Genomic DNA, 14,329 nt, shown 5'->3' on the forward strand with positions numbered 1-14,329 from the left:
CTACTCCTAGTTCTCGTTGAGCAGGATGGTGATGGCGTCGGTGACGTCGTCGACTACGTGACGAGCAGCGGGAAGTCCGTCAGGCCAGGGGCGTCCGCGCAACCAGATGGTGCGCAGGCCAGCCTGGTGGCCACCGCCGATGTCTCCAGTCGGGTTGTCGCCGACCATCCAACCGCCGCCTGCAAGGCTGACGCCACACCGGGCAGCCCCGAGTTCAAAGAGGCGCCGGTCCGGCTTGCGGATCTCCAGGTCGCCGGAGGCAGCGACACCGTCGACAAGGGGGGCGAGACCGGTCCCGGCGAGCTTGGCTCGCTGAATATCGCCAGCCCCGTTGGTGATAACACCGATCGTCCATGCGGCCGCGCGCAGGCGGGTCAGGCCCTCGAGGACCTCGGGGCGACAGGTGACGGCGGCCGCCATGAGGTCGACGTACTCCTGCCACAAGTCCGCGGCCGACACCTCCAAGCCGAAGGCTTCCCGCAGCCGGGCGAAGTCGCCGGCGGTCGCCCGGTCGGCCAGCGCAGTGCGCAGCCACTGTTCGGCATCTGCAGAAAGCGCTCGGGAGCGGCACAGGCACGTCAACGCGTCGTTCAGCGCCGATTGCCGATCGGCCAGCGTGCCGTCCAGATCGAAAAACGCGAGGCGAGCCACGTGCACGAACCCTATCGGGCACCATGCGGCAGACGGCTCACGTGGTGTCCACTCCCAGACAGAGATCGCGTCGTGTATCTTTCAGAGTACCTTCGATCTTGAGAGGCTGCGCTGTGACCGACCCGAACCGCTTGAAGCGGGTCGACGCCCTCGTGGACGACATCCTGCCGCCACCAGCTGTGCGCGCGAAACTGCGCCTCGCGGCTGGCCTCACGCAGCAGGAGGTCGCGGAAGCCGTGGGCGTGAAGCGCCTTGCCGTGGCCCGTTGGGAGCTGGGGCAGACCCACCCTCGGCGTCCGCACCGCGCTGTCTACATGCATCTGCTCAAGCGGCTCGCGGAGCGGTATCCCGAATCCGCAAAGCCAGATGAAGGCATGCCGACGCCAGCCTCGAAATCGAGGGGGTCGGGGTGACGTAGCCGCCACCGGCCGCGCGCCAAAAAAGTGGACTCGCAATCCACTACGGCCGCGCGGCCCGTCTCGCCGACCGGATTCGCAACCCGTGTCGGCCACCCAGTCTCCGGTTCGCACCCGGCTCTGGGCTCCAGCTCGTTGAGCTGGCTCATCTCACACAACCGGTCCGTAAGGACCAGCACTACCGCAGTCGCCCCTCTCGCAAAGGGGCTTCCGCACCCGGTTCCGGCGGCTTTCGCAGGCCGTCGGAGCCGCACAGCAACCGCCCCGAAGGGAGATCACCGCACGCGACCAGCCCGAGGGCTGTCCGCGTCATCCGTCCGACAGGAGGCCAAGGAGGCCCTCATCGTCCGGTGCCCGCTCCTCACGGAGGGGCTGCCACCCGCATCCACTCGTCGGCTCTTCCCGTTTCGCGCAGGACGGTCCGACTCGCATATGGAAGTTGGTGTCCCCGTCATAGTGCCTGACCTGGTGTCCCCTTGTCAGCTCGACCGTGCCCGATTCACACCGGTTCGATCCCCTCGCGCTTCTCACGTGACAGGATTCGCACGTCCTGTTTGCGCTGTTCACGGCATTAGTAACGAATATTCTTCGAGACGGAGTGTCACGCCGACTCCATCCCGACGCACCAATACCAAGAGGGGAACCCCTGTCCTACTGGCGGTGCCGGTCGCTGCGGTGCTCCGGGGGTCCGTCCCGTGGGACGGGACGCGATCGGAAGTCGTTGCCCGCCCGGCGGGAGGGATCGGGGGTCTCGCCGGCTCCCGGCCTCTGTCCACAGGCGTTCCGCGCCAGGCTGCCGGGATGATCTCTTTCTCGTTCCTCCGGGCGGGCCGGTGAGTGCCGTGGCGGCGTCGGCCGCCACCCTGGACCACCCGTCCGAGGACTTCTTCGACAACTCCGCCGGCGAGGCCCCGGTCGGATGTTCGCGGCGTCGGCTGCGGTCGGTCCCGGCAGCGGCCGGGCCGGTCCCGGAGCGGGGCGCGGGTCATCCGTTGTCGCTCGGGCGGGACGCTCGCGCCCGTCTGGGTGGCGCGGTGCGCACGCTGCTGGACCTGGCCGGTCTGGACGGTGCACCGGACGTGGTGCGCTTGGCGGTGCTGGTGTTGGCGTCGCGGACGCCGTCAGAGACCGGTGTGGTGAAGATCCGCACCTCCGAGCTGGGCCGGTGGATCGGCATGTCCGCGTCCTACACGGCCTCCGACGTGGTGGCGGGACTGCGCCGCTCGGGCGTGGTGTCGGTGGATACCGAGAAGGGCGAGTACCGCGAGGACATCGGCCTGGAGTGCAAGGTGCTGCCTCTGTGGGCGGCGCAGGGCGTTGTCGGGCACCCGCTGAACCTGACGAAGAAGGAGTACGCGACGCTGCAGCGGCTGCTGGAGGCCGTGATGGCGCCGGGCTGGAAGCACCGGGACGGCCGGGTCACTCCGGCCGGGCTGATCGGTACGCGTACCGGTCGGGGCGCGGCGACGGACCGGCTGGCGCTGCTGCTGCTGGTGCTGGAGGCGCGGGAGACCGGGCGGGTGCGGCAGTGCGGCGGGACCGTGGACACCAAGCGCGGCCGGGCCGCGGCGACGGTGGCCCGGCTGCTGGGCTGCACCGCGTCGGCGGGGGAACGGGTGCTGGAGCGCCTGGAGGGCCGGGAGTTGGTGCTGCGAGTGCGTCTGAAGACGGGCTCGGGCATGGCGAACCGGTCGCGGCTGATGGTGCCGGCGGTCGCCGCCGCGCACGGTCGCACCGTCGCCGACGACGTCCAGGAGGACCGTGCGGAGGCCCCGGAGCCCAAGTTTTCAGACCCCGGCGTTGCGGCAGGGCCTGGTGGAGCTCCGGAGACGGAGACGGAACCCCAGGTCAGCAGCCTGCCGGTGACGGATGTGCCAGCTGTTGCAGAGCCCGACGTTGCGGCAGCCCTTCACACTGACCACTCTCACCCGGTTACTCCCGTCTCTTCCCTCGCTCTCTGTGGTGGCTTTTCCGGCGAAGGCCGTGGTGGATTCGGTGATCTGCCGGATCGCGCGTGCGCGCGCGAGGAGCAAGCCGACGACGGCGCGGCCGCCGTTGCCGCGAGCACGTCGCCGGTGGCTGAGGTCGGCCCGCTCCGCGGGGAAAAGCTGCAAGAGTCCCCGGCCGATGAGCGGATTGGGCAGCGGACTGCCGTAGCTGGAGCCGGTGGCCGGCCGAAGGCCGTGGACTGGGAAAAGGCGCAGCAGCAGAGGGTAGGCCTTCCGGATGATCTTCGTCTGCGGGTGGCGCTGGGGCCGGTTTCCGGACTGTGGGCGCGGCTGTCCGGCTGGCAGCAGGACCAGGTCGAGGCGGCGACGAAGGTGGAGCTGGAGCGGTTGGCGGGCCTGCTGGAGCAGCCGGAGGTCGCGCCTCGGCTGCTGGCCGACCGGCTCACTGATCGACTGTCGGAGACTGGCGGCGAGGCCCTGGTCACCACGCCGTACGGGTGGCTGATCGGGCGGGGCCTGGTGCAGCGTCAGGCGTGTTCGGATCGCCGGTGTGATGACGGGATCCGGTTGGACACCGGTGGCGACTGCGCCTCGTGTGCTTCGCTGCTGGCGGACCGGCGCGCGGTGCGGGCCCGAGTCCGTACCGAGACGGCGGCGGACCTGTCGGGCGCGGGTGCTGCCGAACTGCGGGCCGCCTGCGAGCGGCGGCTGCGCGAGCACACCGTGCTGGAGGCAGAGCGCACCCGGCTCCGGCACGCCCGTGCAGTTGTCGAGGTCGCGAGGCGGCGGGCGGCCGCGGCACAACGCCGGGAACGAGAGGTGGCGGCTGAGCGGGCTCGGCGGTCGGCCCCGTGTGCGGAGTGCGGGCTGCCGGATGCGGCGGGTCTGTGCCCGCCGTGTTCGTACGCTCGGCGTACGAATCTGCTGGTGCAGGAGGCTGTCGACCTGGCGGTCGCTGTGCGGGCCGACCTGAACGATGTGCAGCAAGTCGCGCAGCTCACGGCACGGTGTGAGGCCGACACCCGGACGTTGATCGCTGAGGTGTGCCGGCGCCGCGGTGGGGATGAGGTCTTGGTGGCGTACGCGGCGCAGGAGGTCGCCGAACGGGTTCGTGACGAGCGCCGGGCTGCCGCCCTGCGTCGGCTGGCCGAGAGTGAGGAAGCCATGGCGGAGGCCGACGCCGTGTACGAGGCGGCGCTGCGCCGGTGTCCGCGAGCTGTCCGGGGCGCGGAGGCCGCCGCGGACGACGCCTGCCGCCGTGCCGCGGGCTACCTGCTGCGCAGTCGGCTGGGGCAGCTGCAGGTGGTGCGGGCACGAGCGGCGGCTGGCCGGGCCCACCACGAAGCCGCTTAAGGGGCTGTCGGCATGTCAGTTCCTGCCGGTACTCTGCAAGTTGCTCCTGGTGGCGTGCCTGGTGTACGTCGGCCGGGCAGGGGCTGGAACACATCGGAGGCTGAGCGGACGTGTCTGTTCCTTCGCCCTACGGGCCGGGCGACGAGCTGGCGCCGGCATGGGGGCGCCAGCTGACGGTGCCGTGTCCGCGCTGCACCCTGGCCACGCATCGCCACCGCACCATGGACTACGGCGGCGTGAACGTCTACCGGCCGCAGGCCGGCCCTGATCCTGCCCGTGTCCGTGAGGGCGGAGAACCCGAGGCTGAGGCGGCGTGGATCGCGCTGGTGCCGGGGGACTACCCAGCCCGGCTTTTCGCCGACACCGAGGTCTACCACCTGGCCGGCGGGATCGCGTGGCCAGGCCCTCATCACCGCGACTACGGCAGTGCCAAGGTCGTCCACGACGCCTGCTGCCCCGCACTGCACCGCGTCGAGCCCATTAGCAGCCGCGGCGCCGGCGAGTTATGGAGGGCCATGCGGCTGCGACTGGCCCGGACGCCGAAATCCAGCTGACCGACCGCCTTGCCTGCCGCGGGCCAGCAAGCCCCTGCCTTCTTGGTTCCGTATGAAGGAGACCCACATGAACCATGCCCAGCTCATCGCCCTGGGACGGTCCCTTCGCGTTGCCGGAGAGCACGGGCAGCGGCTCGAAGACCAAGGCGCTGGCGCCAACACTCAGGAGATCCGCCAGGACCTCGAGCGGGCCCTGGCCCTGCTGCACGACGCGGTCAGCACCTCCAAACCGACCACCCGCTGTCCTGAGCACCCGGGCGGCCCCGTCGACCCGGACGCCGCCGACCTGTGCCTGCTGTGCGAGACCCGCCGACGATCGGGTACGCGTGCACCGCGCCCGCGCTCCGCCGACGGGGAGGACGATGCATCGTCGATGCGGGTCCCTTCGAGCCACAGGATCCGGGAGGAGCAGCCGCAGCCGAAGAAGCGCTGGATCCCCGAGGTGTGGAACGGGCAGTCCTGGCAGATGTGCGGCACTCCCCGCCGCAGCAAGCAGGAAGGTGAGCAGTACCTGAGTCAGCAGTACCAGAGTCCGGAGGCCGCACCGGCCTACCGGCTGGTGTACGCCTTCACCGACCACGACGTCGTCCGGGTCTGGGGTACTCCGACACTTCGCCACGAACTTTGAAGGACCAGCAGCACCCGGGCACCGAGGCACGCATCGATCTAGCGCTGCTGGTCCTGCGCCGGGCTCGCGAGGACGCCCGGCGAGGCCGCTTCAGCGAGCGCGCCCCCGCCGCGCGCCGCCCGCGTATGCGGGGGCGGACACCGCCGGTCCGACTGGCGCGAGCCCTGCTTGACCTCTTCGCTGTGTCCGAGGTCTCGCCGCTGCCGGCCTGGCATTCGGTGGCCGGCCCCTTAGCTAAGCACGTGGTGCCCACGGCCTTCGACTCCGAGACCGGGACGCTCACCCTGGCGGGGACCTCGGTGGCCTGGCTCACCAACGCTCGGCTGCTGGCTGACCGCCTGATGCAAGGGCTCAATGACGTCCTCGGTGCGGGCGCGGTGCGCCAAATCCAACTGGTGAAGAGGGACCCGTCCACGCTCCTTCTGCTGCCGCCGATGCCGGAAAGCCCCGGCGCGCCACAGCCGAAGCCGACAATTGTGCCGTCCGACCCCGCCATCGAGGCGGCCTTGAACCGCCAGGCACGGCAACTCCCGTGCGAAGGAACTCAGTTCATTCTCCCGAGGTGATCGGGACGAAAGCGTGATCATGCGGGCCGGGCCGCCGCTACGCTGACCTGATGCCGCGTACCGCGGCCGGCGGGGCCTGGGAAAAGGGCATGGGGGAGGGGACCCGGGGTGATCAGCGACGACAACGACGCCGCACTGCACCATCCACACGATCTTGAAGCGGAGAAGGGGGTGCTGAGGGCGATGCTGCTGTCCCAGGACGCGATCGCCGACATCGTTGACACCCTCCACGGGCACGACTTCTACCGGCCCGCCCACGAGCTGATCTATTCGACGATCCTCGACCTGTACGGGCGGGGCGAGACCACCGACCCGCTCGCCGTAGCCGCCCGGCTCACCCAGCAGGGCAACCTCGACAAGGCCGGCGGCTCCGCCTACATCACCGCCCTCGTCAATGAGCCTTCCTCTGCCCGGAGCTGGCAGATCAACGCCGACCGCGTACAGAACACGGCCATGCTGCGCCGCACCAAGATCGCCGCGCTCCACATCGAAAACCTGGCCTCCGACGCCGACCCGGACGCCGTCGACCGCATCGCCGACCAGGCACAGGCAGAGATCTTCGCCGCCACCACCCGACGCCCCCTCCTCCCGCCAGCCAGCCCGCTCGGCGACGTCATGGAAGACACCCTCGACTGGATCGAGGCGACCGGCAGCCGCAACGCAACCCTGCCCGGCGTCCCCACCGGCTTCACCGACCTGGACTCCCTCACCGGCGGACTCCACCCCGGCCAGCTCATCGTGGTCGCCGCCCGCCCCGCCATGGGCAAGTCCACCCTCGCCCTCGACTTCGTCCGCTGCGCCAGCATCAAGCACGCCCTGCCCAGCGCCGTGTTCTCCCTCGAAGCCGACCGCAACGAGATCGGCATGCGCCTGCTGTCCGCCGAAGCCCGCGTCGCACTGCACCACATGCGCTCCGGCACCATGACCGACGAGGACTGGACCCGCCTCGCCCGGCGGATGCCCGACGTCAGCGCCGCCCCGATCTACATCCAGGACGGCGCCTACTCCAACGTCCACGACCTGCGCGCCCACTGCCGCTACCTGCAGGCTCGCGCAGGCGTACAGCTCATCGTCATCGACGCCGTCCACCTGCTCACCTACGGAACCAGACCACTCGGCTCCCGCTACGAGGAGATCTCCGAGATCGCCCGCTGCCTGAAACTTCTGGCCAAAGAGCTCCACCTGCCGATCGTCGCGATCTCCACCCTCAACCGCAGTCCCGAGCAGCGCATCGACAAAAAACCGATGATCAACGACCTTCGGGACTCCGGCGCCCTTGAGGACAACGCCGACGTTGTGATCCTCCTGCACCGCGAGGACGCCTACGAAAAGGACTCGCCCCGCGCCGGCGAGGCCGACTTCATTGTCGCCAAGCATCGCCACGGCCCTACCGCGACCATCACGGTCGCCTTTCAAGGCCACTACTCCCGCTTCGTCGACATGGCCCAGACGTAGCCCTGTCCTGTAGGTTCTCAGATCCCGTGTCATTTTCTCAGTCGCGATGTCATGTGACTGGCCGAACTGACACGGGATTGAGAATCGCTGGCCACTGCCGTCACTCGTTTGAGGACTCCGTTGCCAGCGGGATACCGCACCGCGGGCAGCCGTTTGCGTGGTCGTCCTGGCAGACGTAGCCGATGGCGCCATCCACGCACCATTCGGCGGCCTCCTCGGACAGCAGGTCGGGCCCGGCAAGGAGCAGCCGACGAAATTCCGTGGTGCCCGCAATGTCGGCCGGCCGGTTGGTGAACCACTCGTCGAACCAAGGCTTGTCCCGGTGTATGCGCCAGTGCGCATTCTCCCGGTCGTCGACAGCCGTAAGGAACCGATCGACGATGCGCCCCCAACTCGGTGCCCCGAACCAGCCGTTGTCGAATGCACACAAGGATTCGACCAGGGTTCGCAGACCGAACTCCTTTTCGCTAAGGCAGTACCTTCGCCCCCATGAGATCGCGACCTGTGCCATCTCCGCGAGTTCTACGCGCGGATCATCCTCGTGTGCCGGGTCGTCAGGGTTGTGGCAGGCCAGCCCGAGCTCGAGCACAGACTGCCCGGTCGGTAAAACCCGGGACGGGTTGACGATCGCGAGACCGAGACCGATCCAGTCGACATGGTCGAACGACAGCATCGAGCGCACGAGTCGGGTGGTTGCCGCGTTGATCCGCATCATTGTGCCGTCGTGCAGCGGACTCTTCCCGGCATGCCAGTTCTCGGGCCTTGACCCCTGATGTTGGACACACGAGACACTGGATCCTGAGGATCTGAGAACGGACATCTCGTGGTCATGAAGAACTACCCGCCGGAGTTCAAGGCGGACGCGGTCGCGCTCTACGAGTCGCGGCCGGAGGCGACGATCAGGTCGGTCGCCGCCGATCTGGGCATCAATCCGGAGACCCTGCGGAACTGAGTGAGGGCTGCCGGAGCAAGCCGTCCGCGAGGACGCCGGGCACCGGAGACGGCCCAGCCGCCGCAACCGCTGGAGGCGGAGAACGCGGCTTTGCGGAAGAAGATCCGCGAGCTGGAGGAGGAACGCGAGATCCTGCGGAAGGCGGCCAAATATTTCGCCGGGGAGACGCGCTGGTGAACCGCTTCCAGTGCGTCGCCGACCTGCAGCGCCGCTACGGCGTGAAGCGGCTCTGTCACGTCCTCGGCGTCAGCCGCTCGAGCTTCTACTACTGGCGCCGGACAGCCGCCGACCGGGCCGCCCGGCAGGCGGCCGACGCCCAACTGGCGGCCCGGATACGGGCGGTGCACCGGGAATCGGACGGCACCTACGGAGTCCCGCGGATCACCGCCGAACTCCGCGAGACCAGCGGTGAGGCGGTCAACCACAAGCGAGTCGCCCGCATCATGCGAGAGTCCGGGATCGAAGGGGTCCGGTTGCGCCGCCGGCACCGCACCACCGTCCCCGATCCGGCCGCAGCCAAGGCCCCGGTCCGATCCGCAGGGTTCATCGCCCAGCCATGAGGCAAAGCGAAGAAAAGCAGCCTATATCGGTTGAACTGCCGCAGAGGCTCCAGGTCTGGTTCACCGAGCATGAGGAACGCCTGCAATCCTGCGGAATCACGGGTGCGGTCCAGCAGTCGCCCGAGGACGGCCGAACCAAGAACAGCACCTGGATGACGCTCGAAAACGATGACGTCGTCGCCGTGCTCATCGTCTGGAGCAGCGGGGAAGCCGAGCTTGAGTACGGGGACATGGCAACAGGCCAGGTCCGACAACAGCACCGGGATCTCTGCACCTTCCAGGACCTCCTCTACGCCATCGAGACCATCCACGAATGGATCCGCATAAAGGGCGAGCCGTCCGTGGAAGGGTGACCTCCGGCGAGTTCGAGAAAGCCTGGGCCGAGGTCCTTGACAGATTGCAACCCGACCCCGCCAACCTCTCGGTGTTCCGAGGGCTTCTTGGCATCATCGCTACATGACCCCGACCCTTCCCCGCACCATCCGAGCCGTCGACACCGCTCAGCTCCTGGACCTGGCCCAGGAGGCCGCCATGCATGGCTTCAGCCAGCGGCTCCCGGTCGACTGGCTACGAGAGCACCTCGCCGCAGAAGCGACGCACTACCTGTTCCCGACACTCGTGCAGCGGCTCACGCACCGTCCCGAGGTGCCGCTGCAGTGGAGGTGCCAGCAACTGCTGACCGTCAGCACCGGCGAGCAGATCTGGGGTCTCCTCGACGTCCTTCCCGACACCTTCGACAAGATCCCGGAGACCTTGGACACGGCGTCCAAGAAGGACATCGTCAACCGCATCGAGCAAGCAGTGAAGGTGCGGGAGTGGATGGAACGGACGGCCGCCGATGCAGGTTCATGAGGTCCGGCGCAGCCGGCTGGGCTGTCTGAGGAAATGACATCGATCTGAGACAGCCGCTTGCCGACACGTCGTGAGACTGGAGGGGAACGTCCAGGTCATAGCGTCGGCGCCTGACACCGAAAGTGAGAACCTACATGACCTCCTGTAGGTTCGCATTTCCGATGACCCTTTCTCATTGATCGTGGCCTTCTTCGGGCCCAAGGGACAGGGCAGCGAGACGCACTCCTGTCTGCCATGACCGTCGGAATTCCCGTCGGCTACAGCGAAGAGATGCTGCGCACCGACTACGACCTGCCCGGCGTCGGATACCTGGTCTCCGCTGATCTGCCTCGGCGCTGTTGACGCTGGGGCTGGTCCGGTGCTGGGGGCTGGTCGCGACGCGCTGGCTTCCGTTCGTTTGGGCGGGAGCCCGGTACGCGCCGGGGCAGCCGTGACGGTGGCGCTGCTGGGTGCCCTGATCATGACCGCCGCCACGGTCAGCCACCTGATGATCTGGACACGGTCGTCCAGGGCAACCTGACGGGCGCCCGCCGCGCCGTCATGGGCTGGCTATACGCACCGCTGCTGTTTGTGGGGACCGCTGCTGGCGCTGGTGCCCCTCTCATACGCCTCCCGGCACCGACAGCAGCGATGAACACGGCCGTTCCCGTCCTGCCGGTCGCGCTCTCCCTGACCGTCTTCGTCCCCGCCCTCGCCTCCGGGGCCCGGCGTACGGCTGAGTAAAGGACGCGCGGCGCTGACGGGCAGCGGCGGGCTGGCCTCGGGCACGTTGGTCAGCCGTCCGCTGCTCGAGATGCCCTTCGGACGCGGCTTACGAGGGCAGCGAGGCGGAGCGGCCAGTAGGGTTCGCAGGTCCGTCGGTAGAGGCGCCGAAGGCAGTCAGGGAGGTGCCTGGTGGACCTGAATGTGCTGGACAAGCCTTGGGAAAGGTCAGCGTGCGAGGCGCTGATGCGGTACTGGTCCGGTCAAGGGAACAGGGCGGTGTTCCTCGGGAACCCTGATCACAGGGACTACAGGGACCGCTATGGGACGGTTACCACCGACTTTCACCTTGAGGTCGACGGGATCTCCTGGTTCATCGACCATACGGTGGTGCCCATGCCTCTCACCGAGGGCAAACAAGGCCTGGGTGCCGCCCGGGACGGTGCAGCCAAGGCTTTGCTGCCGCAACTCACGCGGCTGGTGACCGAGTATCCGGGCCTCGGCCTGCGGGTGAGCGTGGTCCCTCAGGTCGGACGTGACCGAGGGCAGACAGCAACCTACTACCGGATGATCTTGGGGCTCGCGAGCGAGAGCCTGTCGTCCGGCCGCCCCTTGAACGACCCGGACCGACCGCTCGCCGACACGAACGACATCCCGACTGTGACGCCCTTTCCTCTCGACGAGGGAGACCCCTCCGAATCTATCGTGTTGTTGTTCGACCTCAAGGGGCATGTCGGGATCGAGTACGCGTTGCAGCCTGATGGAACGTGGGTCGGCGACGCGACAACGCTCACCGGCTCGATTGGTCATGCGATCCGGAAGAAGTTCACCAGGCAGCTGGCGATCGCCGCGGCGACGGGCGCACCTGTGGGCCTCCTCCTGGACAGCCGGCCTGAGGCCGGCCCCCGGCTCCCGCCCCTTCCCCTTCCCGCCCGCGACGTCAGCGAGGTCGTGCATGCTGTGGCTGCAGAACACCCTGGAGTCCTGAGCCGAGCGTGGTACCTGGAACCGGGCGGACGTGTCAGCGTGATCTACAGGACAAGATCGTGAGAATGCCACGCTCCTTGCATCCCGGTACGCGACGGCCAGGAGGTCCGCGTCCGCGGGCTCGGCGGTCCCGGCAAGCATGGCGGTGCGCCAGGGGACTTGTACGTCATCGTGCACGTCGTCGACTGATCAGCCGTCGGGCTCCGGTGTGCGAAGCTCTGCCGCTCCGGCAGTGGGCGCTGCCGTGCTGGACGGGGCCGGCATGTGGCCCTCCACCCCAAGACGTGCTGACCTGCGCCGTCAACCCTTGTGCCGTTGCACGGTTGACGTTTTGTCGCCGTCGTCCCGGCGAGTGAAGCCGTAGGGGCGGCGATCGGCAGATGGCGTCTGCTATACCACGGCCCTGCGCCGGGTCCGGGGCGACCGCTCCGCCCGTCAGCCCCACATGGTCGCCGCCGTACGCCACTGGCGTGGGTCGGTGTCGGCATGGAGGCGTCTCAACCCCTTAGCAGCAACAGCCGTGGATCTCTGATGAATTGGGATGATTCACTCGATCGTGAGTTGATCTCGGGCACCCTCAAACCTGAGAGCTGTGTGGCCTTCGTCACTCGTTCTTGGTGTTCTGTCATTGCCATGTCACTTTTAGTGACCCAAAGGTGCTGGTCAAGCACGCTGCGCGGTACAACTATCGTCACCGTGCGCAAGTGGTTGATCTCGCAACGTAAAAGTCGTCAGGCGACGCATGCGTGTTCGGGGCTCTCGGGCGGTTGAGTAGTTCACGCCCGGCGCACTTCCGCGCCGATTACCGTGCCCTCAATGAAGAGGACTTGATGACCGAAGAAGTCGGCGAGGACGGCCGCGTCCCCGTGGCCGAAGCCCCCCTCCCGCTGCCCGTGGAGTTCGAGGCGCTCTACATCCTGAACCAGGAAGGGTTCCACGCGTTGGCCCTGGCGTCCTGGGGACGAACGACGCGGCCGAATCCGCGGTGCACCGCGCCTTCCTGGAGATCCTCCGCCTGTGGGACAAGCTGAAGGAGGAGAGCGAGGACCTCCAGCAGGAGGTGTGGGCGATCGTGAGGCGCACCGTCATATCCGAGCACCTGCTGTCCCTGCGCAAGCAGATGGCGGCACTGGACAGCGGCACCGGGCTGTACGCGGCGCTCGGCGCGCTCCCCGCGAAGCAGTTCGACGTCGTGGTCCTGCGCTACATCGGCCACTACGACACCCGGCGCATCAGCTGGTACCTGGGGATCACGACCAGGACCGTGGACTACCACCTCCGCAAGGCCCGGGAGCGCCTGTCCCCGGTCTACCGGCGGATTTTGAAGGGGGAGGACACCGTATGAACACATGGGAAGAACGCCTTGCGGGCGCGTCCACGTGCGAGCCGCGCCGCCCCTTCGACGTGGCCGCCGGCCTGCGCCGTCTGGCCCAGGACGCCGGCTATCTCCCGGCGCCTGCACCGGAGTCGGCATCGGCGCCGCCTCCGGAACGGCCCGACAGCACATCGGCCCGGCACCGGCTGACGGCGGTCGCCTCCTGGAGCGCCACCCAGGCCGGCGCCGCCTCGCACGTGAAGTACCTCGCCGACATCATCGGCACCACCTGCACCGTCTTCGACGGCTGGACCGACGATCTCGACATCGACGGGATCCACGTCTTCGCCTGCTGGCTCTACCTCGCCAACCACCCCGAGAGCGCCCGGTTCTGGTGGGGGCTCGCCGCGGGCGCCGACCACGGCGCGGCCGCCTACTGCCTCCACCTCCAGCACCTCACCAACGGAGAGCTGGGGGAAGCGGACGCATGGTGGGCGCGGGTCGAAGACGCCCTGGCCGACGCGGAGGGCGACGACCTGAACGTCGGTGAGAGGACGATGCTGATCGAGGTGCTGGAGAACTTCGCCGGGTACCGCGCCCGCACCGGCGCCCACCGAGAGGTCCCCATCGGCGACCTGCGGGAAGAGGTCGACCGCCTGGCCGACGACGACGGCCTGCTGGGCCGGCCCGACCGCCGCCTCGCGGACCGCCTGCGCGAACTCACCAGCCACTGACCCCGACCCGCCGCCGAAGGGAGCCCTCCCGGGCACCACCCCCACCCGGGAGGGCTCCCTTCAGCATGTCCCCAGAAGGGACTGGCTTTCCGTGACCACTTCCCCTGCTTTGCCGGACGATCAGCGGCCTCCCTCCCGGCGCCGCCCGTGGACCCGGGCACAGCGCCGCGCCGCCGCAGGGCACTTCGTGCGCAGGGGCAGTCCCCCGGCCGCCTGGGACGCCTCGTCGCTGTGATGCGGTCGCAGAGGCCATTGCGGGCCTTGAGGTGAAATCCGCAGACGTGGAGTGGCTCGACATCCGCTTTTAGCTGCGCGAAGACTACGGCTGCCGCGTATCCGCCCGGCAGCCGGATATTCCGTCATCGACCTGGCGAACCCGGCCAGGCCTACAAGCAGTGCGTCACTCGCGGTTCTTCACCTCGAAGCTCGACATGATGGTCTTCTTCAGTTCTTCCTTGCCCTCCGCCTTCGCGGAGTGGACGACTCCGCCGAGCAGGTAGCGAAACTCGACGTCGACGTTGTCAGCGCCGAACTTCCTCTCCGCGTAGTCGAGCAGGGCAGCCACGGCTTCCGTCGTGTTCCGCTTGTCGCGCATACCATCGCCGTACGGCACGTGGGTTCTCCTTCACTTTGGATCTTCCACATCAGGGTCTAG

13 protein-coding genes and 4 pseudogenes are annotated in these 14,329 nt (G+C 68.4%); 13 read left to right on the plus strand and 4 right to left on the minus strand.

The annotated features are described in order from the left end of the window. Positions 1-6 precede the first annotated feature (6 nt). Positions 7-651: an HAD family hydrolase gene (locus AB0N63_RS27775; RefSeq protein WP_365532841.1), complete on the minus strand. Its 645-nt coding sequence runs from the start codon at positions 649-651 to the stop codon at positions 7-9. Positions 652-764: 113 nt separating this feature from the next. On the opposite strand from AB0N63_RS27775, the gene AB0N63_RS27780 reads away from it, so the two are divergent. From AB0N63_RS27780 to dnaB, 6 genes and pseudogenes are all read left to right on the plus strand, one after another. Next, positions 765-1,064: a helix-turn-helix domain-containing protein gene (locus AB0N63_RS27780; RefSeq protein ID WP_365532842.1), complete on the plus strand. Its 300-nt coding sequence runs from the start codon at positions 765-767 to the stop codon at positions 1,062-1,064. A 1,037-nt stretch (positions 1,065-2,101) separates the two neighbouring features. Continuing rightward, a complete protein-coding gene (locus AB0N63_RS27785) occupies positions 2,102-4,369 on the plus strand; it encodes a hypothetical protein (protein WP_365532845.1) in 2,268 nt (755 codons plus the stop codon). A gap of 110 nt (positions 4,370-4,479) precedes the next feature. Next, positions 4,480-4,923 (plus strand): hypothetical protein, encoded by a 444-nt coding sequence (locus AB0N63_RS27790; RefSeq protein ID WP_365532847.1) that lies wholly within the window; start codon positions 4,480-4,482, stop codon positions 4,921-4,923. Between the two features lie 67 nt (positions 4,924-4,990). Then, positions 4,991-5,551 carry a hypothetical protein gene (locus AB0N63_RS27795; RefSeq protein ID WP_365532849.1) on the plus strand — a complete coding sequence of 187 codons (561 nt, stop codon included), beginning with the start codon at positions 4,991-4,993 and terminating at the stop codon, positions 5,549-5,551. Continuing rightward, on the plus strand, positions 5,548-6,117 hold the full coding sequence (locus tag AB0N63_RS27800; protein WP_365532852.1) for a DciA family protein: 570 nt from the start codon (positions 5,548-5,550) through the stop codon (positions 6,115-6,117). Before AB0N63_RS27795 ends, AB0N63_RS27800 begins: the two co-directional genes overlap by 4 nt. 144 nt (positions 6,118-6,261) lie before the next feature. Next, a pseudogene (gene dnaB, locus AB0N63_RS27805) lies at positions 6,262-7,572 on the plus strand (replicative DNA helicase); the annotation flags it as partial. Between the two features lie 100 nt (positions 7,573-7,672). Here dnaB and AB0N63_RS27810 read toward each other — a convergent pair. Then, positions 7,673-8,329: pseudogene (locus AB0N63_RS27810) on the minus strand (hypothetical protein); the annotation flags it as partial. A gap of 66 nt (positions 8,330-8,395) precedes the next feature. Here AB0N63_RS27810 and AB0N63_RS27815 point away from each other — a divergent pair. The 5 genes and pseudogenes from AB0N63_RS27815 to AB0N63_RS27835 all read left to right on the plus strand — a co-directional run. Further along, positions 8,396-9,042, plus strand: a pseudogene (locus tag AB0N63_RS27815) (IS3 family transposase); the annotation flags it as partial. A gap of 38 nt (positions 9,043-9,080) precedes the next feature. Then, complete coding sequence (locus tag AB0N63_RS27820) at positions 9,081-9,437, plus strand: hypothetical protein (protein ID WP_365532854.1); 357 nt, start codon at positions 9,081-9,083, stop codon at positions 9,435-9,437. Positions 9,438-9,540: 103 nt separating this feature from the next. Next, positions 9,541-9,936, plus strand: a complete 396-nt coding sequence (locus AB0N63_RS27825; RefSeq protein WP_365532855.1) for a hypothetical protein — start codon at positions 9,541-9,543, stop codon at positions 9,934-9,936. A gap of 894 nt (positions 9,937-10,830) precedes the next feature. Continuing rightward, entirely contained in the window at positions 10,831-11,688 is an 858-nt protein-coding gene (locus AB0N63_RS27830; protein ID WP_365532858.1) for a hypothetical protein, read from the plus strand. 18 nt (positions 11,689-11,706) lie between these two features. Next, positions 11,707-11,814: pseudogene (locus AB0N63_RS27835) on the plus strand (DnaJ C-terminal domain-containing protein); the annotation flags it as partial. A 587-nt stretch (positions 11,815-12,401) separates the two neighbouring features. Here the strand turns inward: AB0N63_RS27835 and AB0N63_RS27840 are convergent. Then, the gene (locus tag AB0N63_RS27840) at positions 12,402-12,563 is read right to left on the minus strand and encodes a hypothetical protein (RefSeq protein WP_365532860.1); all 162 of its coding nucleotides are present in this window, start codon (positions 12,561-12,563) and stop codon (positions 12,402-12,404) included. 47 nt (positions 12,564-12,610) lie between these two features. On the opposite strand from AB0N63_RS27840, the gene AB0N63_RS27845 reads away from it, so the two are divergent. Continuing rightward, on the plus strand, positions 12,611-12,970 hold the full coding sequence (locus tag AB0N63_RS27845; protein ID WP_365532862.1) for a sigma factor-like helix-turn-helix DNA-binding protein: 360 nt from the start codon (positions 12,611-12,613) through the stop codon (positions 12,968-12,970). Continuing rightward, positions 12,967-13,674, plus strand: a complete 708-nt coding sequence (locus AB0N63_RS27850; RefSeq protein WP_365532864.1) for a hypothetical protein — start codon at positions 12,967-12,969, stop codon at positions 13,672-13,674. The genes AB0N63_RS27845 and AB0N63_RS27850 overlap by 4 nt, the downstream gene beginning before the upstream one ends. Before the next feature lie 400 nt (positions 13,675-14,074). Here AB0N63_RS27850 and AB0N63_RS27855 read toward each other — a convergent pair whose 3' ends face one another. Further along, positions 14,075-14,287, minus strand: a complete 213-nt coding sequence (locus AB0N63_RS27855; RefSeq protein ID WP_365532866.1) for a hypothetical protein — start codon at positions 14,285-14,287, stop codon at positions 14,075-14,077. Positions 14,288-14,329 lie beyond the last annotated feature (42 nt).

It is taken from the genome of Streptomyces sp. NPDC093260 (assembly GCF_040683715.1).
In the GTDB taxonomy this organism is placed as follows: Bacteria; Actinomycetota; Actinomycetes; order Streptomycetales; family Streptomycetaceae; genus Streptomyces; species Streptomyces sennicomposti.

Excerpts from the sequence above, each read along its gene's own strand:
- AB0N63_RS27820 (WP_365532854.1), top strand. The coding sequence starts at position 9,081 with ATGAGGCAAAGCGAAGAAAAGCAGCCTATATCGGTTGAACTGCCGCAG.
- AB0N63_RS27850 (WP_365532864.1), top strand. The coding sequence starts at position 12,967 with ATGAACACATGGGAAGAACGCCTTGCGGGCGCGTCCACGTGCGAGCCG.
- AB0N63_RS27795 (WP_365532849.1), top strand. The coding sequence starts at position 4,991 with ATGAACCATGCCCAGCTCATCGCCCTGGGACGGTCCCTTCGCGTTGCC.
- AB0N63_RS27825 (WP_365532855.1), top strand. The coding sequence starts at position 9,541 with ATGACCCCGACCCTTCCCCGCACCATCCGAGCCGTCGACACCGCTCAG.